Here is a 25,443-nt window from a genome sequence, read left to right on the forward strand (position 1 = left end):
GCTCATGAGGTGGCGGGAGAAGTGCTGCCGGATGGGCCGCGCCTCGCCATTTCGGGCGCAACCATTGCGGTTTATATGGGCCGCAGCGTGGCAGCCTCCGTCGCTGAGCGGCTGATGAGTGCCGGCCTGCATGCCGATACCGGCGTGGCCGTGATCGAAAATGCCGGACGTGCGGATCGCCGCATGTTCCATGGCACGCTGCAGGATTTGCCGGCGTTGGAACAGCGCCCCGACCTTGATGGTCCCGTCATGGTGGTCATCGGCGATGCCGTGGCCGGTGCTGCGATCGACAAGGCCGAGCCGCTGGCTATCCGTACCCCAACCTCTTCGGTGGCTGCGCGCCACCTCCAATCCAATGCCGCTTGATTGCGAAGGATGATGATCATGAGTGTTAAAGTTCTCACTGCAAACCGTCTGACCGATGGCGAAGCCGTATGGCTTGGCGCCAATGGCGAATGGCTCGATCACATTGACGGCGCCCTCGTGGCCCGCCACGCGGAAGCGGCGGCGGCGCTGGAGGAAGCGGGCAAGGCGGCGATCAAGTCCAACCTTGTCATCGACGTCAATGTCATCGACGTGGAAGAGCGCGGCGAGCATCTTTATCCGGTCCGCCTGCGCGAGCGCATTCGCCAGCTCGGCCCCACCGTCCGTCTCGACCTTGGCAAGCAGGCGGAAAAGCCTGCGGCAAACGCTGCTTAACTGATAATCGAAGGCCCAGCAGAATGTATCGTTACGATGAGTTTGATCACGCGTTTGTTTCCGCCCGCGTTGAACAGTTCAAGGATCAGGTCGAGCGCCGTTTGGCTGGCGAACTGACCGAGGACCAGTTCCGCCCGCTGCGGCTGATGAACGGCGTCTATCTGCAACTGCATGCCTATATGCTGCGCGTTGCCATCCCCTACGGCACATTGTCGTCGCGCCAGATGCGCAAGCTTGCCCACATCGCCCGCACCTATGACCGCGGCTATGGTCACTTCACCACGCGCCAGAACCTCCAGTACAATTGGCCCGCGCTGAAGGACATGCCGAAGGTTCTCGACGAACTTGCCGAAGTCGAGATGCATGCGCTGCAGACGTCGGGCAACTGCATCCGCAATGTGACCGCCGATCACTTTGCCGGCGCAGCCGCCGACGAGGTTGCAGACCCGCGCCCCTACGCGGAAATCCTGCGCCAGTGGTCGTCGATGCATCCGGAGTTCTCCTACCTGCCGCGCAAGTTCAAGATCGCCGTTACCGGCGCAGAACGGGACCGCGCTGCGATCCAGGTGCATGACATCGGCCTGCACCTGAAAAAGAACGAAGCGGGCGAGATCGGGTTTGCCGTTTATGTCGGCGGCGGTCAGGGCCGCACGCCCATGGTTGCCAAGAAGATCCGCGACTTCCTGCCCGTCGAGGATCTGCTGACCTATACGACCGCGATCATGCGCGTCTACAATCTCAACGGCCGCCGTGACAACAAGTACAAGGCGCGCATCAAGATTCTCGTGCATGAAACCGGGACGGAAGAACTGACCCGCCAGGTGGAAACCGAATGGCTGGCGCTGAAGAACAGCGACCTGAAGCTGCCGCAGACGGATGTCGATGCCATCGACAGTTACTTCCGTCCGCCGCATCTGCCGCAGCGGCCGGAAGGCTGGTCGGCACTGGCCAGTGCCCGCAAGGCGGATCATGCCTTTGCCGCCTGGGTCGACCAGAACGTGACACCGCACAAGAACCCGGATTACGGCGTCGTGACCATTTCCCTGAAGCCGATTGGCGGCATTCCGGGCGATGCCACCGATGCCCAGATGGATCTGGTTGCCGATATTGCCGAACAGTTCTCCCAGGACGAAATCCGTGTCAGCCATGAGCAGAATCTCATTCTGCCGCATGTGGCGATTGCCGATCTGCGCATCGTTTACGATCTGCTGCTGACCGACAGTCTCGCCACGGCCAATGCCGGGCTGATCACCGACATCATCTCCTGCCCGGGTCTGGATTATTGCGCGCTGGCGACAGCCCGCTCGATCCCGGTTGCCCAGCGCATATCGGAACGCTTTGCCGATCCGGTACGCCAGGCCGATATCGGCGAACTCAAGCTGAAGATATCGGGCTGCATCAATGCCTGCGGGCATCACCATGTCGGTCATGTCGGCATTCTCGGCGTCGAGAAGAAGGGCGAGGAACTCTACCAGATTTCCCTCGGCGGCTCCGGCGACGAGGTCTGCACCATCGGCGATATCACTGGGCGCGGCTTCTCCTCAGAAGAAATCGTCGACGCGATCGAGACCATCGTCGACCGCTATCTCGAAGTCCGGACGGACAAGGAAGAAACCTTCCTTGCGGCTTACCGGCGTCTGGGCGCTGCTCCCTTCAAGGAGGCGCTCTATGGCGAGGCTGCCAATGCTGCTTGAAACCAACGAGATCACCGTGGCGGATGAAGCGCGGGCGCTTGAAGCCCGCTATGGCAATCTCGACCCGGCGCAGATCATCGAACTGGCGATCGGCCAGCTCTTCAAACAGGACATCGCCGTGGTTTCCTCGTTCGGGGCGGAATCCTCGGTGCTTCTGCACCTGATCGCGCAGGTGGATCGCGCCCTGCCGGTGCTGTTTCTCGAGACCGGCAAGCATTTTCCGGCAACGCTGCGCTACCGCGACCAGCTCGTGCACGAGCTCGGCCTGACCGACGTGCAGGACATTCACCCGCTCAAGCAGAGCCTGAAAGACGAAGATCCTTTCGGGGCGCTGTCCATGACCAACAAGGATCGCTGCTGCTATATCCGCAAGGTCGAGCCGATGGCCCGCGCTGTTGCGCCGTATCGCGCCTGGATGACCGGACGCAAGCAGTTCCAGGCCTCGACGCGCACGGCATTGCCTGTGTTCGAGTCCGTCGGCGCGCGCGTGCGCATCAATCCGCTGTCGCGCTGGACGTCTGCCGACCTGAAGGCCTATATGGCCGCCAACCAATTGCCGCCGCACCCGCTCGTCGCTGAAGGCTACCGGTCCATCGGCTGCATGCCCTGCACGTCGCCGGTGAAGGAAGGCGAAGATGACCGCGCCGGCCGCTGGGCAGGCACTGATAAAACCGAATGCGGTATCCACCTGACTGGCCTCACCGACCAGCTGAGCAATATTTCCCTGACGGATTCGAATCTATGAATGACATGTCTGAAAAGTCCGAAAGCCAGCTGTGGGGTCGCGAAGGTTTCCGCGAGGACCCCTATATCACGGCTGAAACGCTGGAGGAGGCAGGCGATGCCCCGGCGGTCATCCTGCCGCTGGCCGTCTGGCTCGGACTTGACGAGGGGGTGCGCAATGCGACCAACCGGCGGATCGGTGTTTCCGTCGCGCCCGGCGAAAGCATCGATCCGCTTCTGCCGTTGCTCGGTTCAATCCCGGTGATTGCGCTGCAGTTTCCGGCTTTCAATGATGGCCGTTCCTATTCGAAGGCCGAGGTTCTGAAGGATCGCCATCAGTTTCAGGGCGAGCTGCGTGCGGTCGGCGATGTGCTGATCGATCAGGTTGCCTACATGCTGCGCACCGGCTTCGATACGCTGAAGGTCACCCACGCGGTGACGCTGACACGCCTCGCCGACCACAACCTGCACGATACGCCGGTTTATTATCAGCCTGGCCGCGGCTCCCACACCAAGGCGGGCACCTACAGCTGGCGCCGCGTGCCGGACACGCGCTCCTGAGCATCAGAGGACGATCACGGGCGTTCCCAGGGGAACGCGGTCGTACAGATCGACCACATGGTCATTGATCATGCGGATGCAACCGTTGGAGACGGCCTTGCCGATCGACGAGGGTTCGGTGGTGCCATGGATGCGGTAATAGGTGTCACGGCCATTGCGGTAGAGGTAGAGCGCGCGGGCCCCGAGTGGATTGCCGCCGCCGCCGGCAACCCCGTCCGCGTAACGGGCATATTTTTCCGGCTGGCGTTTGATCATGTTGTCTGTCGGCTGCCAGCGCGGCCATTTGGCTTTGCGGCCGACTTCCGCCGTTCCTGAGAAGGCCCGTCCGGCCCGCCCGACACCGATGCCGTAACGGATGGCAGAATATTCATCCTCGACGAGGTAGAGAAAGCGGTTGCGCGGATCGATGATGACGGTTCCGGCCTCTTCATAGGTCGGGTAGTCAACGATCTGCGGCATGTATTCGGGATTGGGGACAAAGGGTTTCCTGGGTTTTGCCGAAGCCGCCTGAGGCGCGGCAACGGTCACCATCAATCCGCAGAAGAACGTCCGTCGTGTCAGCATATCGATCCCAATAGGCTTGAGCGCAGCCCTTGCGGGCCTTCCGGTCACGGGACGATCATGCGCGGAAATTGCTGACTGAAGGTTTACGTCGACTCAACTTTTTGTGATGAAACAAGGAGATAGGTCCGGCAGGGGGCTGCCGGACCTGTTTTGGCTCAGGGAAGACGAGCGATGCGTTCGATCAGCAGGTCGAAGAAACCCTCATCGTTCACATCGCGTATATAAAAGGCGTTTTTCGGCCTGTCGGTGACGCCCCACCAGTCGACGACGGTCATGCCGAGGGTAAGGTCTGACGCCGTTTCCACGACGACATTGCAGTGCCGCCCCTTGTAAAGGTCCGGCTTCAGGAGATAGGCAATCACGTTCGGATCATGCAGCGGGCCGCCATCGCTGCCATATTTCTCTTCGTCGAACCGCTCGAAGAATTCGAGCAGCTCTGCGGACGCAGCGCCGGACCGGGTTCCCATGGCCCGGAAGCGTTCGATCCGCCGGGCACTCGTCAGCGCCTTGTGCGTCACATCCAGCGGCAGCATCACAATCGGCACACCCGATGTCAGCACGATGTGTGCCGCCTGCGGATCGACATAGATGTTGAATTCGGCGGTCGGGGTGATATTGCCGCCTTCGAAAAAGCCGCCGCCCATCAGTACGATTTCGCGGATGCGCGTGGCGATCTGCGGGGCACGGATCAGGGCCTGCGCAATATTGGTGAGAGGGCCGAGCGGGCACAGGGTCACAGTGCCGCTTTCCTGCGTCAGCAAGGTCTCGATGATGAAATCGACCGCATGCTGCTCCTGCAGGGGCATGGCAGGTTCAGGCAGGTCCGGACCATCGAGGCCGGTCTTGCCGTGGACGTTTTCAGCGGTGACGAGCGCCCGCATCAGGGGCCGGTCTGCGCCGGCAAAGACCTTCACATCCGGCCGCCCAGCCAGTTCGCAGATCTTTCGGGCATTGGTTTTGGTCAGGTCCAGGGGAACATTGCCGGCAACCGCCGTGATTCCCAGAACGTCCAGTTCCGGGCTTGCCAGTGCCAGAAGGATTGCCAGCGCATCGTCCTGGCCCGGATCCGTGTCAACTATGATTTTCCGCGTCATCTCTTGCTTTCATTCTCTTGAAGTCTGCATCGGGATCGACCATATCAAAGGACGGAAGGGAAATGCCATCTCCGGGTTTCTCTTTTCGGTCGCTTTTCTGAGGACTGCACAGATGACACGAATGACACCGTTTTCAAGCCCTTTGCTGCTTGGTTTCGACACGATGGAAAAGACGCTGGAGCGTATCGCCAAATCCGGTGACGGCTACCCGCCCTACAATATCGAACGCATCCATGGCGATAACGGCCGGGAACAGCTTCGTATCACCCTCGCGGTCGCCGGCTTTTCCAATGACGATCTGGAAGTGACGACTGAAGACAATCAGTTGGTCATCCGCGGCAGGCAGGCCGATGAAAGCGAACGGGAATATCTGCATCGTGGCATTGCCGCGCGCCAGTTCCAGCGCATTTTCGTTCTTGCCGATGGAATGCGCGTGAGTGCTGCCACATTGAAGAATGGGCTTCTGTCGATCGATCTCGACCGTCCGGAACCCGAACGATTGGTCAAACGCATCAACATTGCAGTTCAGGACTGATCGTGGCTCTAACAGGACGGGGCCTTTGGAAGGACTGTCCGAATATGGAGGCTGATATGCAAAACACTGTTTCGAAGAATTTCCTGAGTGAACTGGAATTCTCGCGTCTTGGCGCCGGACAGGTCGCCTATATGCGCAAGGTGAAGACCGACGATCTCGCCACCAGTTTCCCAGCATTGCCGCCGATGACGCCGGGTGTCGAACTCTGGGCGCTCTTTGCCGCCAATGGCGATCCCATCGTGCTTTCCGATGAACGCGACAATATCCTTGTCGGCGCGCAGGAGCACGAGCTGCAGACAGTCATGCTGCAGTAACAGCCGTCCGGTCGACGCTGAATTTCCAAAACCCCGCTGGCTTGCCGGCGGGGTTTTATTCATTTCAAACAGATTCAAACAGATCGAACCACGCAGGATGGCAATGCAGCTTCTTCTGCTTAAACCTTCACGGCCTGTTCCACCCGGTCTTCCGCTCCGAACAAGTCCAGATAGCGTTTGATTTCGGCCTTGTCGCCGGTTGCCTTCTTCGGGTTGTCCGAAAGCTTGACTGCCGGGCGGCCATTGGCTTCGCTGACCTTGCAGACCAGCGAAATGGCATTGAGCTGATCGTTGAAACGCGGCGCGCAATCCTCGAAATCATTGGTCAGGTTTGTCCCCCAGCCAAAGCTCATGCGCACCTTGCCCTTGAAGTGATGATAGGCCTCTTCGATCGTCTCGACGTCAAGCCCGTCGGAAAACACCAGGAGTTTGCCGCGCGGGTCCTTGCCCCTGGAGCGCCACCAGGACAGGATCTTTTCCCCGCCCTCGATCGGGGGTGCACTGTCCGGGCGGAAACCCGTCCAGTCGGCAACCCAGTCGGGTGCGTCGCGCAGAAAGGCGGCGGTCCCGAAAGCGTCCGGCAGCACGATGAGAAGATTGCCGCCATAGTAGCGGTTCCAGTCCTGCAGCACCTTGTAGGGTGATTTCAGCAGTTCATCGTCCGTGCGGCTGAGGGCGGCCAGAACCATCGGCAGCTCATGGGCATTGGTGCCGAGTGCTTCCAGATCATTGTCCATGGCGAGCAGCACATTGCTCGTGCCGGTAAAGGCTTCGCCGATGCCTTCCTTCAGGGCCTCCACGCACCAGCGCTGCCACAGGAACGAATGGCGGCGGCGCGTGCCGAAATCGGAAATCCGGATATCGGGCAGGGAGCGCAGCCGCTCCACCTTCGTCCACATCTTGGCCTTGGCGCGGGCATAGAGCACATCGAGTTCGAAACGCCCCATCTTCTTCATCGCCGCCCGCGAGCGCAGTTCATTGATGATGGCGAGCGCCGGGATTTCCCACATGGTCGTGTACATCCACGGGCCATGGAAATTCAGCTCGTACTGGCCGTCGCGCTTGGTCAGCTCGTATTCCGGCAGCTGGAAATGCGTCAGCCATTCGAGGAAGTCCGGTTCAAAGATCTGCTTCTTGCCGTAGAAGGTGTTACCGCCGAGCCAGATCATTTCCTTCTTGGAAAAACGGATCGTGCGGGCATGGTCCAATTGCGCGCGCAGCTCTTCCTCGTCGATCTCGTCGCCCAGCCGCACACGCGTGGTACGGTTGATCAGCGTGAAGGTTGCATCGACCTTGGGATAGACCCCCCAGATCATCTGCAGCATCAGCAATTTATAAAAATCCGTATCCAGCAGGCTGCGGACAATGGGGTCGAGTTTCCACGTGTGATTGAACACGCGGCGTGCAATGTCGGTCTTCGTCGCCATTGAATGCTCTCCTTCCGGAATTTCCGCCCGCCATGTTGCACGGCAGCAACCGCCCATCAAGCATAACCGGGCATAACCGGCTAAATTCTGCAGTCAAACGGACGCGGGCATTTGCATTAAATCTTTGTAACCTCACCGTTTTGTCATTAACGGCGACATCAAAGCGCTTTATTCTTGTCGGTAAACAACCTTTCGCGCCGGGATGCGCATTGGGATACAATCAAAAATACGGTGGTGCTGGCTCCGCGGATAGCGGAACCGGCCTTTTTGGAGTGACGTATGAAAGTCTGGAAACAACTTGTACTGGTTGTCGCTATCCTCGCCGTTGCCGGCGCGGGATGGCTGTATTTCTTTCCGGGCGCGTCCAATCTCCTGAAAAAAGCCGGTGTCGACAAGGTTCTGACCACAGCAAAGGAACCAGCGGTGCCCAATGGCCAGGGACGGAGCGGACAGGCCGTTCCGATCGTGGTTGTGCGGGCCGCCGACGCGGCCAAGATCAATGACAAGCTGTCGGCTATTGGCACCGGCAAGGCAAAGAGCTCCGTTTCCGTCACACCGTTCGCCGCCGGACGCATGACGGAAATCCTGGTCACCTCAGGCACCAGGGTTGAAGCCGGCGACGTGATTGCCCGGCTTGATTCCGAGGCGGAAAGCATCGCCGCCGACAAGGCACGCACGATGCTGAAGGATGCCCAGACCAAGCTGAAGCGTGCGGAAAACCTCAGCACAACCAATACCGTTTCCGCCGTGCAGGTGTCCGATGCCGGACTGGCGGTCGACAATGCCGGTCTCGATGTGCGCGAGGCCGAACTCGCGCTGGATCGCCGCGCGGTCAAGGCGCCGATTGGCGGTATCGTCGGCATTCTTCCCGTGAGTGCCGGCAACTACATCACCACGACGACGCAGATCGCGACGATCGCCGATCGCAGCGAAGTGCTGGTGGACTTCTGGGTGCCGGAACGCTTTGCCCCGGCCATCAAGGTCGGCGCCGCCGTCACGGCCACCTCCGTTGCCCGGCCGGGCGAGACGTTCAAGGGCACGATCAACGCCATCGACAATCGCATCGATCCCGACAGCCGCACCCTGCAGGTGCAGGCGAGGATCACCAATCCGAATGATGCCCTGCGCGAAGGCATGGCCTTTCAGGTGAACATGGGATTTGCCGGAGAGACCTATCCGACGGTCGATCCGCTGGCGATCCAGTGGGGCACGGACGGCGCTTATATCTGGAAGATTGCGGACAACAAGGCGCAGCGCGTTCCCGTCCGCATCATGCAGCGCAATGCCGCCTATGTTCTCGTCAACGCCGAGATCAAACCGGGTGACCTCATTGTCGCGGAAGGGGTGCAGGCCGTTCGCCAGGGTGGTGCCGTCCAGATCAAGGGCCAGCCTGCCAACCAGACGGATTCCGGCACACGACCGCTGGCATCCGTCGGCGAAAAGGGCTGAGGTGCGGCGTGAGCAATTCACACGGACAGGCCAACTCCAATTTCACCGCTCTTTTCATCCGCCGCCCGGTGCTGGCGCTGGTGCTCAATGCCCTGATCGTCGTTGCCGGGCTTGCCGCCTTCTATGGCGTCGACGTGCGCGAACTGCCGGATGTCGACCGGCCCGTGGTGACGGTAACGACGACATTCCAGGCCGCCGCCGCCGAGACGGTTGACCGCGAGCTGACCGCGGCGATTGAAGGCGCGGTGTCCCGCGTTTCCGGGGTCAAATCCATTTCCTCCAGCTCGTCCTTCGGGACCAGCCGTGTCACCGTGGAGTTCAATGACGGTGTCGATCTGAACGTTGCCGCCGCCGATATGCGCGATGCCATCAGCCGCATCACCAACACCCTGCCGGAGCAGGCCGACCCGCCGCAGATCGTCAAGGCGGATGCCAATGCCGACGCGGTGATGCGCCTTGCCGTCACCTCGACCACGATGGCCGTCGAAGACATGACCGTTCTGGTCGAAGACCAGATCAAGGACGTGCTTGCATCGGTGCCCGGTGTCGCGGATGTGCAAATCAACGGCAACCGCAGCAAGATTTTCCGTATCGATATCGATCAGGGCAAACTGGCAAGCCTTGGGTTGACGGTTGCCAATGTCCGCACGGCCCTCAACACGATGGCGTTCGATACGCCCGCCGGTCAGATCAACAGCAGTGCCCAGAGCATCGTCGTCCGCGCCACCGCGCCGGTGTCGACGCCGGAGGATTTCGAAAACATCATCATCAAGGATCGCACCAAGATCCGGGATGTCGCAACCGTCACGCTCGGTCCCGATATCGGCACATCGACGCTGCGCGCCAATGGCAAGACCGGCATTGGTCTTGGCATCATCCGCCAGGCGCAGTCCAACACACTCGATATCTCCAAAGGCGTCCGGACGGCTATCGGTCAATTGCAAAAAACCTTGCCGGAAGGCGTCGATATCCGCGTAACCAGTGACGATGCCGATTTCATCAACGGTGCCGTGCACGAGGTTGAAATCGCGCTGGGCGCCTCGGTCTTCATCATCATCCTGATCATCTATCTCTTCCTGTGGGACCTGCGTGCGACGCTGATCCCTGCGGTGTCGATGCCGGTCGCCCTGATCGGAACCATCTCGGCGATCTATCTCGCCGGGTTCTCGATCAACATCCTGACGCTGCTGGCGCTGGTGCTGGCGACGGGTCTCGTGGTGGACGATGCCATTGTCGTGCTCGAAAATATCGTCCGGCGCCGCAACCAGGGTATGGGGCCGCGCGCCGCTGCCGTGCTAGGCACGCAGGAGGTGTTTTTCGCGGTCATCGCAACGACGGTGACGCTGGCGGCGGTGTTCGTGCCGCTCTCGTTCCTGCCCGGACAGACCGGTGGTCTCTTCCGCGAATTCGGCTTCGTGCTGGCAATCTGCGTGCTGCTCTCGGCCGTCGTCGCGCTCACGCTCTGTCCGATGCTGGCCTCGCGCCTGCTCTCGGCAAGCGAAGCCAAGCACGAGGATATCAACCATTCGCCGGGCCTTGTCCGGCGGGTTGGCGGCTGGTTCCTCGAAGCCTATCGCCGCATGCTGCACGGATGTCTGGCCGCGCCATGGCTCGTGGTCCTGGCATCGCTGCTGTTTGCCGGGGCAGCCTTTGGCGCCTTTTCGCTGCTTAAACAGGAATTGACGCCGACCGAGGACCGCGCTTCGGCCTTCCTGCGCATCACGGCGCCGCAGGGCGTCAGCCTTGAATATCTCAACGACCAGATGCGCCAGATCGAGACGCTGATCCAGCCGATGCGCGATTCCGGTGAAATCCAGAACACGTTTTCCATCGCCGGACAGAACGGCAACACCAATCGCGGTTTCATGGTGCTCAGCCTTGCCACATGGAAGGAACGTCACCGGAGCCAGCAGGAAATTCTCGCCGACGTGTCCAAGCGCGTGCGCAATATTCCCGGCATCCAGGTCTTTGCCGCCCAGCCCAATTCGCTCGGCATTCGCGGCGCGGGCAACGGCCTGCAGTTCGCCATTGTCGGGACCAATTACGCCGACCTCGGAACGGCCGCCGCCAAGATCGTGTCGGCGCTGGAAAAGGACAAACGCTTTGACCGGCCGCGCCTGACCAATGAACCGACGCAGCCGCAGCTCTCCGTGTCCATCGATCGCGAGCGTGCATCCGATCTCGGCATCGAGATCACCGGTCTCGCCGAGGCGCTGCAATCGGTGCTGGATGGCTACAAGATCGGTTCGGTCTACATCGAGGACCGCAGTTTCGACGTGAAGCTGGTCTCAACCACCAATCCGATCAATGACCCGACCGATCTCGAAAACGTCTTCATGCGCACCAGTGACGGCCGCTTCGTGCCGATGGCGACCATCGCCAAGCTGACGGAAGTGGCAGTGCCGCCGGCATTGACCCGTGAGCAGCAGATGCGGTCTGTCGCCATAACGGCCGCCCTCAGTCCTGACTTTGCCTTGGGTGATGCCTACAAGGTAGCGCAGGAGGTGGCTGCGCCACTGCTTCCGCCGGGTTACCGCATCATTCCGCTCGCCGAGGCGGCAACGCTCGGCGAGAATTCCGCCAGCATGTTCGTCACCTTCGGTTTCGCCATCCTGATCATCCTGCTCGTGCTCGCGGCACAGTTTGAAAGCTTCATCAGCGCGGTTATCGTGATGGCGACCGTTCCGCTCGGCCTGGCCTGCGCGGTCTTTGCCATGGTGCTCACCGGCACCAGCATGAATGTCTACAGCCAGATCGGGCTGGTGCTGCTTGTCGGCATCATGGCCAAGAACGGCATCCTGATTGTGGAATTCGCCAACCATCTGCGCGATCAGGGTCGTAGTGTGCGGCAGGCCATCGAGGAAGCCTCCAATATCCGCCTGCGCCCAGTCGTCATGACCATGCTCTGCGCCATTCTCGGCGGTGTTCCGCTGGTTCTGGCCAGCGGTGCCGGTGCCGAGGCCCGCATTGCCCTCGGCTGGGTCATCGTCGGCGGTCTTGGGCTTGCCACGGCCTCGACGCTGTTCCTGACGCCGGTTGCCTATCTCCTGCTCGCCGGTTTCTCCAAGCCGAAAGCGGAAGAGGAAGCGCGGCTCGAGCGGGAGCTTCTGGAAGTGGTATCCCAGCCGCCCTTGCCCGCTGAATAGGATCCGTATTGATATAAACAAAAAGGCGGGGATCGCTCCCCGCCTTGTTCATTCCGGCTGCGAATCGTTATTTCGCTGCATCCGTGACCTTCGTTGTCCAAGCGCCTTCCGGCTTCTTGGTGATGACCGGATCGGAGCCGCCGCCGAGGAGTGTCTCCACGGTGCGCTCGGCCGCTGCCACATCGAGAACGCCGGTGGAGCCCTCTGTCAGCTTGTTGATCTCAGCCACCATGCGCTTCTGGTGCTTTTCGGTCTGCGCGCCGCTGGCATCGTTTTCAAGCACGATGTTGGCCGCTTCATCCGGATGCTGGCGGGCATAGTCCCAGCCCTTCATTGACGCCTTGACGAAGCGGGCAAGCTTTTCCACCATCTTCGGGTCATCGAGGCTCTTCTGCAGCACGTAAAGACCGTCTTCGAGCGTGGCGACCTTCTCGTCCTCATACTTGAACGTGACCAGCTGATCGGCGGGAATGCCGGCATCGATCACCTGCCAATATTCATTGTAGGTCATGGTCGAGATGCAGTCCGCCTGCTTCTGGATCAGCGGATCGACATTGAAGCCCTGCTTGAGGACGGTGACGCCATTCGGGCCGCCATCGGTCTTGAGGCCGAGGTGGTTCATCCACGACAGGAACGGATATTCATTGCCGCCGAACCAGACGCCGAGGGTCTTGCCCTTGAAATCCTGCGGCTTGGTGATGCCGGTCTCCTTGCGGCAGGTCAGCATCATGCCGGAGCGCTTGAACGGCTGGGCGATGTTAACGAGTGGCAGGCCCTTTTCGCGCGTGGCGAGGGCAGACGGCATCCAGTCGACGACCACGTCGGCGCCACCGCCGGCGATCACTTGCGGCGGGGCAACGTCAGGTCCGCCCGGCTTGATTTCCACGTCGAGATTGGCCTCCTTGTAGAAACCCTTGTCCTTGGCGACATAATAGCCGGCGAACTGGCCTTGCGTGACCCATTTGAGCTGCAGGGTCAGCTTGTCGGCCGCCAGCGCCGAGCCCGCCATCAGCGTCATCGCCAGACCCATCGTCAATGCTATCGTCTTCTTCATGTTTCAGTTCTCCTCTGTTCTTGTTTTTTAAGTTCTGTAGGAAGGGTGCCAGAAAGTAACCGCCCGCTCGATGAGGGTAATAAGCCCGTAAGACAGCGAGCCCGCAAGCGCCGCGACAAAAATTTCCGCCCACACCATATCGACATTCATGCGGCCCACTTCCGCCGAGATGCGGAAGCCCATGCCGACAATGGGCGAGCCGAAGAATTCGGCAACGATGGCGCCGATGAGGGCCAACGTCGAATTGATCTTCAGCGCGTTGAAGATGAAGGGCATGGCGGCGGGCAGGCGCAGCTTCAAAAGAGTCTGTCCGTAGCTGGAGCCATAGGTCTGCATCAGGTCGCGTTCCATCGCGCCGGATGCGGCAAGTCCGGCCACGGTATTCACCAACATGGGAAAGAAGGTCATGATGACGACCACGGCGGCCTTCGATTCCCAGTAGGAACCGAACCACATGACCATGATCGGCGCGATGCCGACAACGGGAAGGGCGGCCACAAGATTACCGATGGGCAGCAGTCCCCGGCGCAGGAAAGGCACCCGGTCGACAATGATGGCGGCAAGGAAACCCGAACCGCAACCGATGACGTAACCGGCAATGGCGGCCTTCAGATAGGTCTGCTGAAAATCCGCCCAAAGCGTCGGCACGGAACCGGAAATGCGCTCGGCGATCATGGATGGCGGCGGCAGCAGAATGCTCGGTACGCCAAAGCCGCGGACAATGATTTCCCACAGGATCAGCAGCCACGCACCGAACAGCACCGGCAGGGCGAGATTGACCAGCCGCTGGGCCTGCGGCGAAGTGAGTTTCAGGCCGGCCAGATTCTGCACGCTGAACCAGGCAAGCAGCCAGGATGAGGTCACCATGCACCAGTAGCCGATCGACGGTCCCGGCGGCTGCGGCATCGCGTGGAGCAGTCCGATGAGGCAGAAGGCGACCACATGGACAAGCACGAGAACGACGATCAGCGATGGTATCGATACGCTCGTGAACATGGCAACGGCAGCGGCAACGAACAGGATGACCGGGGTCGAATAGGTGAGGGTGTCGAGAACGTCGCCGCCGGACGATATCAGCAATCCGGGAACGGCGAGCAGGAAGGCGGCAATGGCCAGCGGGGAGCGGGATAGTCTCATGGCCGTACTCCCATGCGCCGGTTGACGAGCGTGGCCACCAGCCCGATCAGGCTGACCAGAATGGCAGCCATCAGCGCCGCCGCGATCAATGCGGCCCAGATCTGCACCGTCTGGCCATAATAGGAACCGGCTAGGAGCCGCGCACCGATGCCCGCGACCGCCCCGGTCGGCAGTTCACCGACAATGGCGCCAACCAGGCTGATGGCGACGGCAATCTTCATCGAGGTGAAGAGGTAGGGCATGGACGCCGGCCAGCGCAGCTTCCAGAACACCTGCGCCTTCGAGGCGTTATAGGTGCGCATCAGGTCGAGATGCATGATCTCGGGTGAGCGCAAGCCCTTGACCATGCCGACGGCAACAGGAAAGAACGACAGATAGGTGGAGATCATCGCCTTGGGCAGGAGCCCGGTGATATTGACCGCATTGAGCACCACGATGATCATCGGCGCAATGGCAAGGATGGGCACGGTCTGCGACGTGATGATCCACGGCATCAGGCTTTTGTCGAGCGTGCGTGAATGGACAATGGCAATGGCAAGCAGGATGCCGAGCAGCGTGCCAAGCCCGAAACCCAGCAACGTCGAGGACAGGGTGACGCCGCCGTGATAAACGAGACTGCGCTTCGATGTCGGGCTGATATCGAACACGGTCTTGCGGATTTCCTCGGCCACCTGATGCGGCGCGGGCAGGACCGGGCGCTCCTGCGCCATCGTGTTGGCGATCAGTTGGCCGGTCGCGATCGTTGTATTGGCGCGTGCAGCCTGATCCCGTTCGAACGGCGCATTGAGGATAATGGCGAAGGCATACCACAGCGCCAGAATGGCGAGGAGAACGGTCCCAACGGGAACAACGCTGTTGCGGATGAAGTTCATGAATGCATCCCCGCTTCAGGCTGCCAGCGGTACAGAATATCCGGCAAATGTTCCTCATTGTCGCCATCGGTGCGGCGCACTTCGGTGAAGCCTTCGCGCCTGTAGAAGGACTGGGCACCAGTGTTCGCCACAAAGGTCCAAAGCTCCACCGGTCCCGTGGCCTGCCGCTTGGCGTGATCCAGCAGCGCCTTGCCGATGCCCCTGCCGCGCCGGTCGGCATGCACGTAGAGTGCATTGACCATGTTGTCAGGCGCGAGCGCAACCATGCCGGCCACCGCGTCATGGTCATCGGCGACAAAGACTTCGTATCTGGAAAAGACGGTATCGCAATAATAGTCCGTGACGTCGTCCGCCGAATGAATGCGCGGCATCCATTCCGTCGCGTCGATCCACGCATTGACGATAGCCGCGCAGTCGGACATGTCACGCAGTTTGGCGGCGCGGATCGTGGTCATCATGCGCCCCGGCTACTCATCATAGGAATGGCCATGGCGCAGGCCCTCGCGCACCCGGTGGGCAATCTCGAGAAATTCCGGCGTCTCGCGGATATCGAGCGTGCGTTCCGTGCCGAGATTGCAGTCGATGATCTCATGGATGCGGCCGGGACGCGGGCTCATCACCACGATCTTTGTCGACAGGAACACCGCTTCCGGAATGGAGTGCGTGACGAAGATCACCGTCTTCTGTGTCTTGGCCCACAGCTTCAGCAGCTCTTCGTTGAGGTGGTCGCGGACGATCTCGTCCAGCGCACCGAACGGTTCGTCCATCAGCAGCATGTCGGGATCGAAGGACAGCGCCCGCGCTATGGAGGCGCGCTGCTGCATGCCGCCCGACAGCTGCCACGGAAATTTTTTCTCGAAACCGGCAAGGTTGACCAGCTCAAGGTTTTTGGCGATGCGGCTCGCCCGTTCGGCTTTTGGCACGCCCATCACTTCCAGCGGCAGGGAAATATTGCCGCCGATGGTGCGCCATGGATAAAGCGCCGCTGCCTGGAACACGTAGCCATAAGCGCGATTCTGCCGCGCTTCGGATGGCGTCATGCCATTGACGGAAATGGTCCCGGATGTCGGCTGCTCCAGATCGGCGATCACCCGCAGGAGGGTGGTCTTGCCGCAGCCCGAGGGCCCGATGAAGGAAACGAACTCGCCGCCATTGACCGCAAGGTTGATGTTCGACAGGGCATTGACCGGCCCGTCATTGGTCTGGAAGACCAGCGACAGGTCCTTGACGTCGATCACATTCTTTGGCGTCGCGTTTGGCATTGACTGGGCCTTGGGTCTGAGCGCGACGACTGTCATCAGACACCCGCCGGTATGTTTTTCGGATCGCGCTCCACCTTACGCGGTGCCGTGAGTTCCTTCCACGTGGAAAGTGCACGATTGGCCGGCGCATTGGCCTCGCGTTCGACAAAGCGGCCGCTGCCGGTCGGGGCCAGCACTTCGCCGTCCTTGTAGGCGATCTGCCCGCGCGACAGGGTGATGCGCGGCAGGCCGGTGACCTCGATCCCTTCGAACACGTTGTAGTCGATGGCGGATTTCTGTGTCTTGGCGGAAATCACCTTCGACGCCTCGGGGTCCCAGATGACGATATCCGCATCGGAGCCCGGCAGGATGGCGCCCTTGCGCGGATAGATGTTCAGGATGCGGGCGATGTTGGTGGAGGTCACGGCCACGAATTCGTTCGGCGTCAGGCGGCCGGTGCGAACGCCCCTGGTCCACAGCACGGGCATGCGGTCCTCAAGCCCGCCGGTGCCATTCGGAATCTTGGTGAAATCGCCGACGCCAAAACGCTTCTGCTCCGTGGTGAAGGCGCAGTGATCGGTCGCCACCACCTGCAGGCTGCCGGAGGCGAGACCGGCCCACAGGCCGTCCTGATGGCTCTTGTCGCGGAAGGGCGGCGACATCACCCGGCGCGCCGCATAGTCCCAGTCCTTGTTCTTGTACTCGCTCTCGTCGAGCGTCAGATGCTGCACCAGCGGCTCGCCATAGACGCGCATGCCCTTCTGGCGGGCGCGGCGGATGGCTTCATGCGCCTGCTCGCAGGACACGTGCACGATGTAGAGCGGCACGCCGGCCTGGTCGGCGATCATGATGGCGCGGTTGGCGGCTTCCCCCTCGACCTCCGGTGGCCGGGAATAGCCATGGGCTTCCGGTCCGTTGTTGCCTTCTGCCAGGAGCTTCTGCTGGAGATGCGCGACCACGTCGCCATTCTCGGCGTGGACCAGCGGCATGGCGCCGATCTCGGCGCAGCGCGTGAACGAGGCGAACATCTCGTCATCGTCCACCATCAGGGCGCCTTTATAGGCCATGAAGTGCTTGAACGTGTTGATGCCGCGTTCCACCACCTTCGGCATCTCGTCAAAGATCTGCTTGTTCCAGCCGGTGATGGCCATGTGGAAGGAATAGTCGGTGCGTGCCTTGCCCGCCTTCTGGAACCAGTCCTGCAAGGCTGCCAGCAGGCCGTCGGCGCCGGGCAGGACGAAATCGACCACCATGGTGGTGCCGCCCGCCAGCGCCGCGGCGGTGCCTGTGTCGAAATCATCGGAAGAGTGGGTGCCCATGAAGGGCATTTCGAGATGGGTGTGCGGATCGATGCCGCCCGGCATCAGATAGCAGCCCGTCGCATCGATAATCTCATCGCCGGAAAGATCCGTACCGATCTGGGCAATGATGTCGCCCTCGATCAGCACATCCGCCTTGTAGGTGCGGTCGGCGGCAATGATGGTCCCGCCTTTGATCACTTTCGTAGCCATGTGTCCGTTCCCCTTATTGGTCTTTTGTCGAACATGTTGCTCTGTATGGAAATGGTATCCGGTCAGGTCTGGATCACGGCCGTTTCCAGAACAGCATGCAGGAGGACGTCCGCGCCGGCGGCCGCCCATTCCTTGGAAATCTCTTCATCTTCATTGTGGCTGAGCCCGTCGACGCAGGGACACATGACCATGGCCGTTGGCGCAACCCGGTTGACCCAGCAGGCATCGTGCCCCGCGCCGGAAATGATGTTGCGGTGGCTGTAACCCAGCCGCTCGGCCGCATTGCGCACGGCGGTTACGCAGCCTTCGTCGAAAGTGACGGGATCGAAATGTCCGGCTTCCTCGATCTCGATTTCCAGCCCGAGCTCTTTGGCAATCTTTGGTGCCTTCTCCTCGAGCTCTGCCTTCATCGCATTGAGTGTCGCAAGGTCGGGCGAGCGGAAATCGACGGTGAAAACCACCTTGCCTGGAATGACATTGCGCGAGTTCGGATAGACGTCGCAATGTCCGATCGCGCCGACCGCGCTGGGCTGGTGGGCCATGGCGATGGTGTGGACGAGTTCGGTGATGCGGGCCATGCCCAGCCCGGCATTCCGACGCATGGGCATCGGTGTGGAACCCGTATGGCTGTCCTTGCCGGTCAGCGTGATCTGGAGCCACCACAGGCCCTGGCCATGGGTGACGACGCCAATGTCCTTGCCTTCGATTTCGAGGATCGGGCCCTGCTCGATATGCAGTTCGAACAGCGCGTGCATCTTGCGCGCGCCCACCTCCTCGTCACCCTTCCAGCCGATGCGTTCCAGCTCGTCGCCGAACGTCTTGCCCTTGGCGTCTTCCCGCGCATAGGCCCAGTCCTGCGAGTGGATACCGGCAAAGACGCCTGATGCCAGCATGGCGGGAGCAAAGCGCGTGCCTTCCTCATTGGTCCAGTTGACCACGACAATCGGGTGCTTGGTCTTGATATTGAGGTCGTTGAGGGTGCGGACAAGTTCGAGCCCGCCGAGGACACCGAGCACGCCGTCATATTTGCCGCCGGTCGGCTGGGTGTCGAGATGGCTCCCGACATAGACGGGCAGGGCATCCGGGTCGGTGCCTTCGCGGCGGAAGAACATGTTGCCCATGGTATCGACGCCCATGGTCAGCCCGGCCTTTTCGCACCAGCTCTGGAACAGGCGCCTGCCTTCGGCGTCCTCGTCGGTCAGGGTCTGGCGGTTGTTGCCGCCGCGCAGTCCCGGTCCGATCTTTGCCATGTCCATCAGGCTGTCCCAGAGACGGTCGCCGTTGATCCTGAGATTTCCAGTGAGCGCCATGTGAGAGCCTTTCAATTATGCCAGGTTTTTCAGGACGTCGGCCAGCGTATCGAAGAGATGCTCGATCTGGCCCTTGGTGATGATCAGGGGTGGCGACAGCGCGATGATATCGCCCGTGGTGCGGATAAGGACACCCTTTTCATAGGCATCGAGGAATGCCTGGAAGGCGCGTTTCGTTGGTGCGCCTGATATGGGTTCCAGCTCGATGGCGCCGATCAGGCCGAGGTTGCGGATGTCGATGACATGCGGCAGGCCCTTCAGGGCATGCAAAGCATCGGCCCAGTAATCGGAAAGCTCCGCCGCACGGGTAAGCAGGCCCTCTTCCTCATAGGTATCCAGCGTCGCAAGCGCTGCCGCGCAGGCAATGGGGTGGCCGGAATAAGTGTAGCCATGAAAGAGCTCGATCATGTTTTCCGGGCCGGTCATGAACGCATCGTAGATCTGCTTGGATGCAAACACCGCGCCCATCGGGATCACGCCGCTGGTGATGCCCTTGGCGGTGGTGATGAGATCGGGAACCACGCCGAAATAATCCACGGCGAAGGGGGTGCCAAGACGACCGAAACCGGTGATGACTTCATCGAAGATCAGCAGGATATCGTTCTTCGTGCAAATCTCGCGCAGGCGCTGCAGGTACCCCTTCGGCGGGATGAGCACGCCGGTCGATCCGGCCACCGGTTCGACGATGACGGCGGCGATGTTGGAAGCATCGTGCAGGGCGATCACCTTTTCCAGGTCATCGGCAAATTCGACGCCATATTCGGGCTCGCCGCGCGTGAAGGCATTGCGCGCGAGATCGTGGGTATGGCGGATGTGGTCGACACCGCCGAGCGCGTTGCCGAATGTCTTGCGGTTGCCGGAAATGCCGCCGACTGAAATGCCGCCGAAACCGACGCCGTGATAGCCGCGCTCGCGGCCGATCAGCTTGGTCTTGGTGCCGTTGCCCTTGGCGCGGTGATAGGCGAGGGCGATCTTGAGCGCCGTGTCGACCGATTCCGAACCGGAATTGGTGAAGAAGACGTGATCGATGGGGGACGGCAGCATGGCCGCAAGCCGCGCCGCCAGCTCGAAGACCTTGGGATGGCCCATCTGGAAGGCGGGCGCGTAGTCGAGTTCGGCAACCTGCTTCTGTACCGCCTCAACGATTTTCGGGCGCGAATGACCGGCGTTGCAGCACCACAGACCGGCGGTTCCGTCGAGAATTTCGCGGCCGTCGGCGGACTTGAAATGCATGTCCTTGGCGCTGACCAGAAGACGGGGATTTTGCTTGAACTGCCTGTTTGCCGAAAACGGCATCCAGAACGCCTCGAGATTATTGGTGCCCAATCCCAATGCCGATTTCGACATGTGACGTACGCCTCCTGTTTGCGGACATTGCCGCTTGTTTTGTGTTCCCGAATGATTGAACCTGTGGTGCAATCAAAAACTTGACTAGTTGGTCAAAATGCAGGCTAGAAGAGCATAGGAAGCCGGTCAAGCGCTTTATGGGGAATAAAAGCGGTTCCGGGATGCGACGAAACGGCCCGTCGCGCCGGATAACAAAAAGGGATGAGTGGCATGGCGAGGGCAGCGAAGAAAAAGACGAGCGATGTGCCGGAAAAGACGACGCGCATCCAGGAAATCAATCGCCGTCTCATCCTCGATGCCGCTCTCGATGTTTTCTCCGCCTATGGCTTTCGCGGCACCACCATCGACCAGATTGCCGACAAGGCGGGGATGTCGAAGCCGAACCTGCTCTACTATTTTCCGCGCAAGCAGAACATCTATGTGACGCTGCTGGAAGAGACGCTGGCGGAATGGCTGGCGCCGCTGGCGGAAATCGATCCCGAGGGCGACCCGATCGAGCAGTTGCGCAAATACATAACCTTGAAAATCCGCATGTCGGAGAGCCATCCGGAGGCGTCGCGGTTGTTTGCCAACGAAGTATTGCACGGCGCTCCGGCTATCAGCGAGTTCCTGAGCAAGCATCTGAAGCCGCTGGTGGACGACAAGGCGGCGGTGATCCGCCGCTGGGTCGGCGAAGGCAAGCTCGCGCCGGTCGATCCCTATCACCTGATTTTCATGATCTGGGCGACCACGCAGCACTATGCGGATTTCGATGTGCAGGTCCGTGCCATCATGGGCAATCAGGTTGGCCGCCCCGGTTTCCGCGAGCAGACGGCGCAGGCGGTCCTGAGCATCATTCTCAATGGCATCCGCCCGCGCGGATGAGGGGATTGGTCCATTGCAGGTAGATTGTGCGTGGTTCGACAAGCTCACCATGAGGGAGGGTGTTGACTGCAAGGCCAATCGAAAATGCAGTGGATATAGCTCCCTGCCATCCACCTCCATCCCTCATGGTGAGCTTGTCGAACCACGCACGATGTTGATGCAAAACGCCTGCCTCACGCGAAATTGACAGACGCGGATTGTGCGTTGCACTATTGTCCTGCTGCGCCGCAATATCCGTTGCCGTGCCTGGCTTGCATCAAAGCCAGTTTCCCTGACATCCGGAGATCGCCCCGTGAAAATATCCGATGTTCGTTCCGCCTATGCCATGCCGCTCACCAACCCCTCCTATCCGCCGGGTCCCTACCGCTTCATCAACCGCGAATTTGTGGTCATCACCTATCGCACCGATCCGGAGGCACTGCGGGCGGTGGTGCCCGAGCCGCTCGAGATCGCCGAGCCCATTGTCAAGTTCGAGTTCATCCGCATGCCGGATTCAACCGGCTTTGGCGATTACACCGAATCCGGCCAGGTCATTCCGGTCCGCTTCAACGGCAAGGAGGGCGTCTACGTCCATTCCATGTATCTCGACGATGATGCGCCGATCGCCGGTGGGCGCGAAATCTGGGGCTTTCCCAAGAAACTCGCCAAGCCGAAAATCTCCCATGAGGGCGAAACCATCCTCGGCACGCTGCATTATGGCAGTGTGCTCTGCGCGACGGGCACCATGGGCTACAAGCACAAACCAGCCGATCATGCCGCCGTTCTGAAATCCATGCTGCTGCCGAATTATCTCATCAAGATCATTCCGCATGTGGATGGTACCGCGCGCATCTGCGAGCTGGTCGAATATCACCTGCAGGATATCGATCTGAAAGGCGCGTGGACGGCACCGGCGGCGCTCGAACTTCATGCGCATGTCATGGCCAATGTTGCGGGCCTGCCCGTTCTTGAAGTCTTGTCGGGAACGCATTTCATCGCCGATCTGACCCTCGGGCTCGGGGAAGTCGTGTACGATTACATGAAGGGGTAGCTGCCGGTTGCGGGCAGTCTGACAAAGAAAAAACCCGCCTTGACGGCGGGTTTTGAATGTTATTCGGCAGCGGCCTTGGCCATCGGATTGTTGGGATGGGTGGTCCAGTTGGCGTAGTCCGGCTGGATCGGCAGCTTGGTGCGCGGGTCGACCCCCGAGGTCATCGGCACCATGGTGATGCAGTTGTCGACAGGGCAGACGTTGACGCAGAGGTTGCAGCCGACGCATTCCTCGTCGATCACCTCGAAATGCCGGGCGCCGTCCACCATCGCCGTGATGGCCTGGTGCGACGTGTCCTCGCAGGCAATGTGGCAGCGGCCGCATTTGATGCACAGGTCCTGGTCGATCTGCGCCTTGGTGATGTAGTTGAGATTGAGGTACTGCCAGTCGGAGACGTTCGGCACGGCCATGCCGCGGAAGTCCTCGATGGAAGCGAAGCCGCGGGAGTCCATCCAGTCAGAGAGCCCGTCGATCATTTCCTGCACGACCTTGAAGCCATAGGTCATGGCCGCGGTGCACACCTGCACATTGCCGCAACCGAGCGCGATGAATTCCGCCGCATCGCGCCATGTCGTGATGCCGCCGATGCCGGAGATCGGCAGGCCACGCGTCTCCGCATCGCGGGCAATTTCCGCCACCATGTTGAGTGCAATGGGCTTGACCGCCGGGCCGCAATAACCGCCGTGCGATCCACGCCCGTCAATCGAAGGATTGGGCGCAAAGGTATCGAGATCGACCGACACGATGGAATTGATCGTGTTGATCAGCGACACGGCGTCGGTACCGCCGGATTTTGCCGCGCGCGCAGGTTTGCGGATATCGGTGATATTCGGCGTCAGTTTGGTGATGACAGGCATGCGCGTATATTGCTTGCACCAGCGCACCACCATCTCGATATATTCCGGCACCTGGCCGACAGCCGCGCCCATGCCGCGTTCGGACATGCCGTGCGGGCAGCCGAAATTGAGCTCGATGCCGTCTGAACCCGTCGCTTCCACCAGCGGCAGAATGGCTTTCCAGGCGTTCTCCTCGCAGGGCACCATGATGGAGGCGATCAGCGCCCGGTCCGGCCACTTCTTCTTCACCTCGGTCATTTCACGCAGGTTCACTTCCAGCGGACGGTCGGTGATGAGCTCGATATTGTTCAGGCCGAGCAAGCGCCGGTCCGGGCCGTGGATCGCGCCATAGCGCGGGCCGTTGACGTTGACGACGGGCGGGCCTTCTTCGCCCAGTGTCTTCCACACAACGCCGCCCCAGCCCGCCTTGAAGGCGCGCTCGACATTGTAGGCCTTGTCTGTCGGCGGTGCGGAGGCCAGCCAGAAGGGGTTGGGGGATTTGATGCCGAGGAAATTCGATGAAAGATCAGCCATGTCGATCTCCTTCAGCCAGCGATGTGGCTTGGATGGGTGGGGTGCTGCGCCGGTGCCGACGCGCCGTCCGGATTTTCCGCCATGACGGCTTCGACAAAGCCGCTGACTTTCTCCGGCTGCTGCGTCAACGCCCGGTGGATGGATTCAGCGGCAAGCTTGCCGTCCTGCACCGCGGCCACGGTCAGGTCCTGACCACCGGCAATGCAATCGCCGCCAGCCCATATGCCGGGGATCGAGGTGCGGCGGTCGTCATCGACGCTGATACGTCCCTTCGATAGGGCAAGCCCGGCTTCGGTGAGGATGCTCTCCGCCGGCGTCTGGCCGATGGCCTTGAAAATCTGGTCGCTGGCAAGGGTGATGCTTTCGCCGGTGACGGCAAGCCTGCCGTCGGCCATGGCGGTATAGTCCAGCGTGATGCCGCAGACTTCACCGGATGCGTTGCGGGTAAGCGCCCGCGGCTGCAACCAATGGCGGATGATCACTCCGGTTTTCAGCGCCAGTTCCTGTTCATAGGGGCTGGCGTTCATGCTTTCCGGCCCGCGCCGATAAGCGATGATGACGTTCTCGGCGCCCAGCAGCTTGGTCTGCACGGCCACGTCGATGGCAGTCATGCCGCCGCCGATGACGACAACGTCGCGCCCGACAGCGATCTGCGACAGGTCCTCGCTCTGGCGCAATACGGAGATGTAGTCGACGGCATCGATGCAACCGGCGGCATCCTCGCCTTCGAGGCCAAGCTCGTTCACACCCGGCAATCCCATGCCGAGGAAAACCGCATCAAAACCGGCTTTCAGCGCATCGATGCTGATGTCCCGGCCAAGCGCCTTGTCGTTCTCGATGGTGATCCCGCCGATTTCCAGAATGAAATCGAGTTCCTTCTGGGCAAAATTGTCGACACTCTTATAGGCGGCAATGCCATATTCATTGAGGCCGCCGGCTTTCGGCCTGGCTTCGAAAATCGTCACGTTGTGGCCGTGCTTGGCCAGACGGTGCGCCGCGGACAAGCCGGCCGGACCCGCGCCGACCACGGCAACGCTCTTGCCTGTCGGCTCGGCGCGCTTGAAGGGGTGCTGGCCCTTTTCCATCAGATGGTCAGTGGCGTAGCGCTGCAGAAGGCCGATTTTCACCGGCTTGCCCTCGGCGGTCTCACGCACGCAGGCCTGTTCGCACAGGGTTTCGGTCGGGCAGACGCGGGCACACATGCCGCCGAGAATGTTCTCCGCCAGAATCGTCTTGGCAGAACCGGTGGGATTGTCGGCGGCGATCTGGCGGATGAACAGCGGAATATCGATGCCCGTCGGGCAGGCATTCATGCAGGGCGCATCGTAGCAGAAGTAGCAGCGGTCGGATTCGACAAAGGCTTCATGCCGCGTCAATGCCGGGTGCAGATCGGAAAAAACATCGGTGTAGGCATCGGACTCTAACCGCCCGGCCCTCACATCACGGATTCCAGAATCGATCGATCCCATGAAATCGCCTCTCCATTTCTGAAACTGCAGCA

Annotated in this window: 24 protein-coding genes; 11 read left to right on the forward strand and 13 right to left on the reverse strand. The window is 60.9% G+C overall.

Annotation, left to right across the window (positions count from 1 at the left end):
* From RDL77_RS15930 to RDL77_RS15950, 5 genes are all read left to right on the forward strand, one after another.
* The coding region (locus tag RDL77_RS15930; protein ID WP_288193700.1) for an SAM-dependent methyltransferase at window positions 1-366 on the forward strand (366 nt) is incomplete at its 5' end.
* A gap of 18 nt (window positions 367-384) precedes the next feature.
* Window positions 385-699, forward strand: a complete 315-nt coding sequence (locus RDL77_RS15935; RefSeq protein WP_223614062.1) for a DUF2849 domain-containing protein — start codon at window positions 385-387, stop codon at window positions 697-699.
* A 23-nt stretch (window positions 700-722) separates the two neighbouring features.
* Window positions 723-2,393, forward strand: coding sequence for a nitrite/sulfite reductase (locus RDL77_RS15940; RefSeq protein ID WP_288193701.1), 1,671 nt, complete (start codon window positions 723-725; stop codon window positions 2,391-2,393).
* On the forward strand, window positions 2,386-3,138 hold the full coding sequence (locus tag RDL77_RS15945) for a phosphoadenylyl-sulfate reductase (RefSeq protein WP_374042730.1): 753 nt from the start codon (window positions 2,386-2,388) through the stop codon (window positions 3,136-3,138). The genes RDL77_RS15940 and RDL77_RS15945 overlap by 8 nt, the downstream gene beginning before the upstream one ends.
* A 5-nt stretch (window positions 3,139-3,143) precedes the next feature.
* The gene (locus RDL77_RS15950) at window positions 3,144-3,677 is read left to right on the forward strand and encodes a DUF934 domain-containing protein (RefSeq protein ID WP_288193742.1); all 534 of its coding nucleotides are present in this window, start codon (window positions 3,144-3,146) and stop codon (window positions 3,675-3,677) included.
* 3 nt (window positions 3,678-3,680) lie between these two features.
* On the opposite strand, the gene RDL77_RS15955 is transcribed toward RDL77_RS15950, so the two are convergent.
* Window positions 3,681-4,241, reverse strand: coding sequence for a L,D-transpeptidase (locus RDL77_RS15955; RefSeq protein WP_288193702.1), 561 nt, complete (start codon window positions 4,239-4,241; stop codon window positions 3,681-3,683).
* A 155-nt stretch (window positions 4,242-4,396) separates the two neighbouring features.
* The gene (locus RDL77_RS15960) at window positions 4,397-5,335 is read right to left on the reverse strand and encodes a nucleoside hydrolase (RefSeq protein ID WP_288193703.1); all 939 of its coding nucleotides are present in this window, start codon (window positions 5,333-5,335) and stop codon (window positions 4,397-4,399) included.
* 112 nt (window positions 5,336-5,447) lie between these two features.
* Between RDL77_RS15960 and RDL77_RS15965 the strand changes: the two genes are divergently transcribed.
* On the forward strand, window positions 5,448-5,870 hold the full coding sequence (locus RDL77_RS15965; RefSeq protein ID WP_223614066.1) for an Hsp20 family protein: 423 nt from the start codon (window positions 5,448-5,450) through the stop codon (window positions 5,868-5,870).
* A 44-nt stretch (window positions 5,871-5,914) separates the two neighbouring features.
* Window positions 5,915-6,184, forward strand: coding sequence for a DUF1150 family protein (locus RDL77_RS15970; protein ID WP_105734008.1), 270 nt, complete (start codon window positions 5,915-5,917; stop codon window positions 6,182-6,184).
* Window positions 6,185-6,303: 119 nt separating this feature from the next.
* Here the strand turns inward: RDL77_RS15970 and pncB are convergent, their stop codons facing one another.
* Window positions 6,304-7,611 carry a nicotinate phosphoribosyltransferase gene (pncB, locus tag RDL77_RS15975; protein ID WP_288193704.1) on the reverse strand — a complete coding sequence of 436 codons (1,308 nt, stop codon included), beginning with the start codon at window positions 7,609-7,611 and terminating at the stop codon, window positions 6,304-6,306.
* Between the two features lie 279 nt (window positions 7,612-7,890).
* Between pncB and RDL77_RS15980 the strand changes: the two genes are divergently transcribed.
* A complete protein-coding gene (locus RDL77_RS15980; protein WP_288193705.1) occupies window positions 7,891-9,060 on the forward strand; it encodes an efflux RND transporter periplasmic adaptor subunit in 1,170 nt (389 codons plus the stop codon).
* An 8-nt stretch (window positions 9,061-9,068) separates the two neighbouring features.
* Window positions 9,069-12,206 carry an efflux RND transporter permease subunit gene (locus RDL77_RS15985; protein WP_288193706.1) on the forward strand — a complete coding sequence of 1,046 codons (3,138 nt, stop codon included), beginning with the start codon at window positions 9,069-9,071 and terminating at the stop codon, window positions 12,204-12,206.
* Window positions 12,207-12,273: 67 nt separating this feature from the next.
* On the opposite strand, the gene RDL77_RS15990 is transcribed toward RDL77_RS15985, so the two are convergent.
* The 8 genes from RDL77_RS15990 to RDL77_RS16025 all read right to left on the reverse strand — a co-directional run bounded on the left by RDL77_RS15990 (window position 12,274) and on the right by RDL77_RS16025 (window position 20,678).
* A complete protein-coding gene (locus RDL77_RS15990) occupies window positions 12,274-13,260 on the reverse strand; it encodes an ABC transporter substrate-binding protein (protein WP_223614071.1) in 987 nt (328 codons plus the stop codon).
* Between the two features lie 27 nt (window positions 13,261-13,287).
* Entirely contained in the window at window positions 13,288-14,397 is a 1,110-nt protein-coding gene (locus RDL77_RS15995; RefSeq protein ID WP_288193707.1) for an ABC transporter permease, read from the reverse strand.
* Window positions 14,394-15,269 (reverse strand): ABC transporter permease, encoded by an 876-nt coding sequence (locus tag RDL77_RS16000; protein WP_288193709.1) that lies wholly within the window; start codon window positions 15,267-15,269, stop codon window positions 14,394-14,396. The genes RDL77_RS15995 and RDL77_RS16000 overlap by 4 nt, the downstream gene beginning before the upstream one ends.
* Window positions 15,266-15,727: a GNAT family N-acetyltransferase gene (locus RDL77_RS16005; protein ID WP_288193711.1), complete on the reverse strand. Its 462-nt coding sequence runs from the start codon at window positions 15,725-15,727 to the stop codon at window positions 15,266-15,268. The genes RDL77_RS16000 and RDL77_RS16005 overlap by 4 nt, the downstream gene beginning before the upstream one ends.
* A 9-nt stretch (window positions 15,728-15,736) precedes the next feature.
* On the reverse strand, window positions 15,737-16,531 hold the full coding sequence (locus tag RDL77_RS16010) for an ABC transporter ATP-binding protein (protein WP_374042731.1): 795 nt from the start codon (window positions 16,529-16,531) through the stop codon (window positions 15,737-15,739).
* A 35-nt stretch (window positions 16,532-16,566) separates the two neighbouring features.
* The gene (gene hydA, locus RDL77_RS16015; RefSeq protein WP_223614076.1) at window positions 16,567-18,021 is read right to left on the reverse strand and encodes a dihydropyrimidinase; all 1,455 of its coding nucleotides are present in this window, start codon (window positions 18,019-18,021) and stop codon (window positions 16,567-16,569) included.
* A gap of 62 nt (window positions 18,022-18,083) precedes the next feature.
* A complete protein-coding gene (locus RDL77_RS16020) occupies window positions 18,084-19,331 on the reverse strand; it encodes a Zn-dependent hydrolase (RefSeq protein ID WP_288193713.1) in 1,248 nt (415 codons plus the stop codon).
* A gap of 15 nt (window positions 19,332-19,346) precedes the next feature.
* On the reverse strand, window positions 19,347-20,678 hold the full coding sequence (locus RDL77_RS16025) for an aspartate aminotransferase family protein (protein WP_130271502.1): 1,332 nt from the start codon (window positions 20,676-20,678) through the stop codon (window positions 19,347-19,349).
* Window positions 20,679-20,888: 210 nt separating this feature from the next.
* On the opposite strand from RDL77_RS16025, the gene rutR reads away from it, so the two are divergent.
* Together rutR and RDL77_RS16035 are read left to right on the forward strand one after the other, a co-directional pair.
* Window positions 20,889-21,542: an HTH-type transcriptional regulator RutR gene (rutR, locus tag RDL77_RS16030; protein ID WP_223614079.1), complete on the forward strand. Its 654-nt coding sequence runs from the start codon at window positions 20,889-20,891 to the stop codon at window positions 21,540-21,542.
* Between the two features lie 292 nt (window positions 21,543-21,834).
* The gene (locus RDL77_RS16035) at window positions 21,835-22,572 is read left to right on the forward strand and encodes an acetoacetate decarboxylase (protein WP_105733997.1); all 738 of its coding nucleotides are present in this window, start codon (window positions 21,835-21,837) and stop codon (window positions 22,570-22,572) included.
* Between the two features lie 59 nt (window positions 22,573-22,631).
* Here the strand turns inward: RDL77_RS16035 and preA are convergent, their stop codons facing one another.
* Together preA and RDL77_RS16045 are read right to left on the reverse strand one after the other, a co-directional pair.
* Window positions 22,632-23,942, reverse strand: a complete 1,311-nt coding sequence (preA, locus tag RDL77_RS16040) for an NAD-dependent dihydropyrimidine dehydrogenase subunit PreA (protein ID WP_223614081.1) — start codon at window positions 23,940-23,942, stop codon at window positions 22,632-22,634.
* A gap of 11 nt (window positions 23,943-23,953) precedes the next feature.
* Window positions 23,954-25,411, reverse strand: coding sequence for an NAD(P)-dependent oxidoreductase (locus tag RDL77_RS16045; RefSeq protein ID WP_288193715.1), 1,458 nt, complete (start codon window positions 25,409-25,411; stop codon window positions 23,954-23,956).
* Window positions 25,412-25,443: the final 32 nt, after the last annotated feature.

The sequence above is a fragment of the uncultured Phyllobacterium sp. genome (assembly GCF_902479695.1).
GTDB lineage: Bacteria > Pseudomonadota > Alphaproteobacteria > Rhizobiales > Rhizobiaceae > Phyllobacterium > Phyllobacterium calauticae.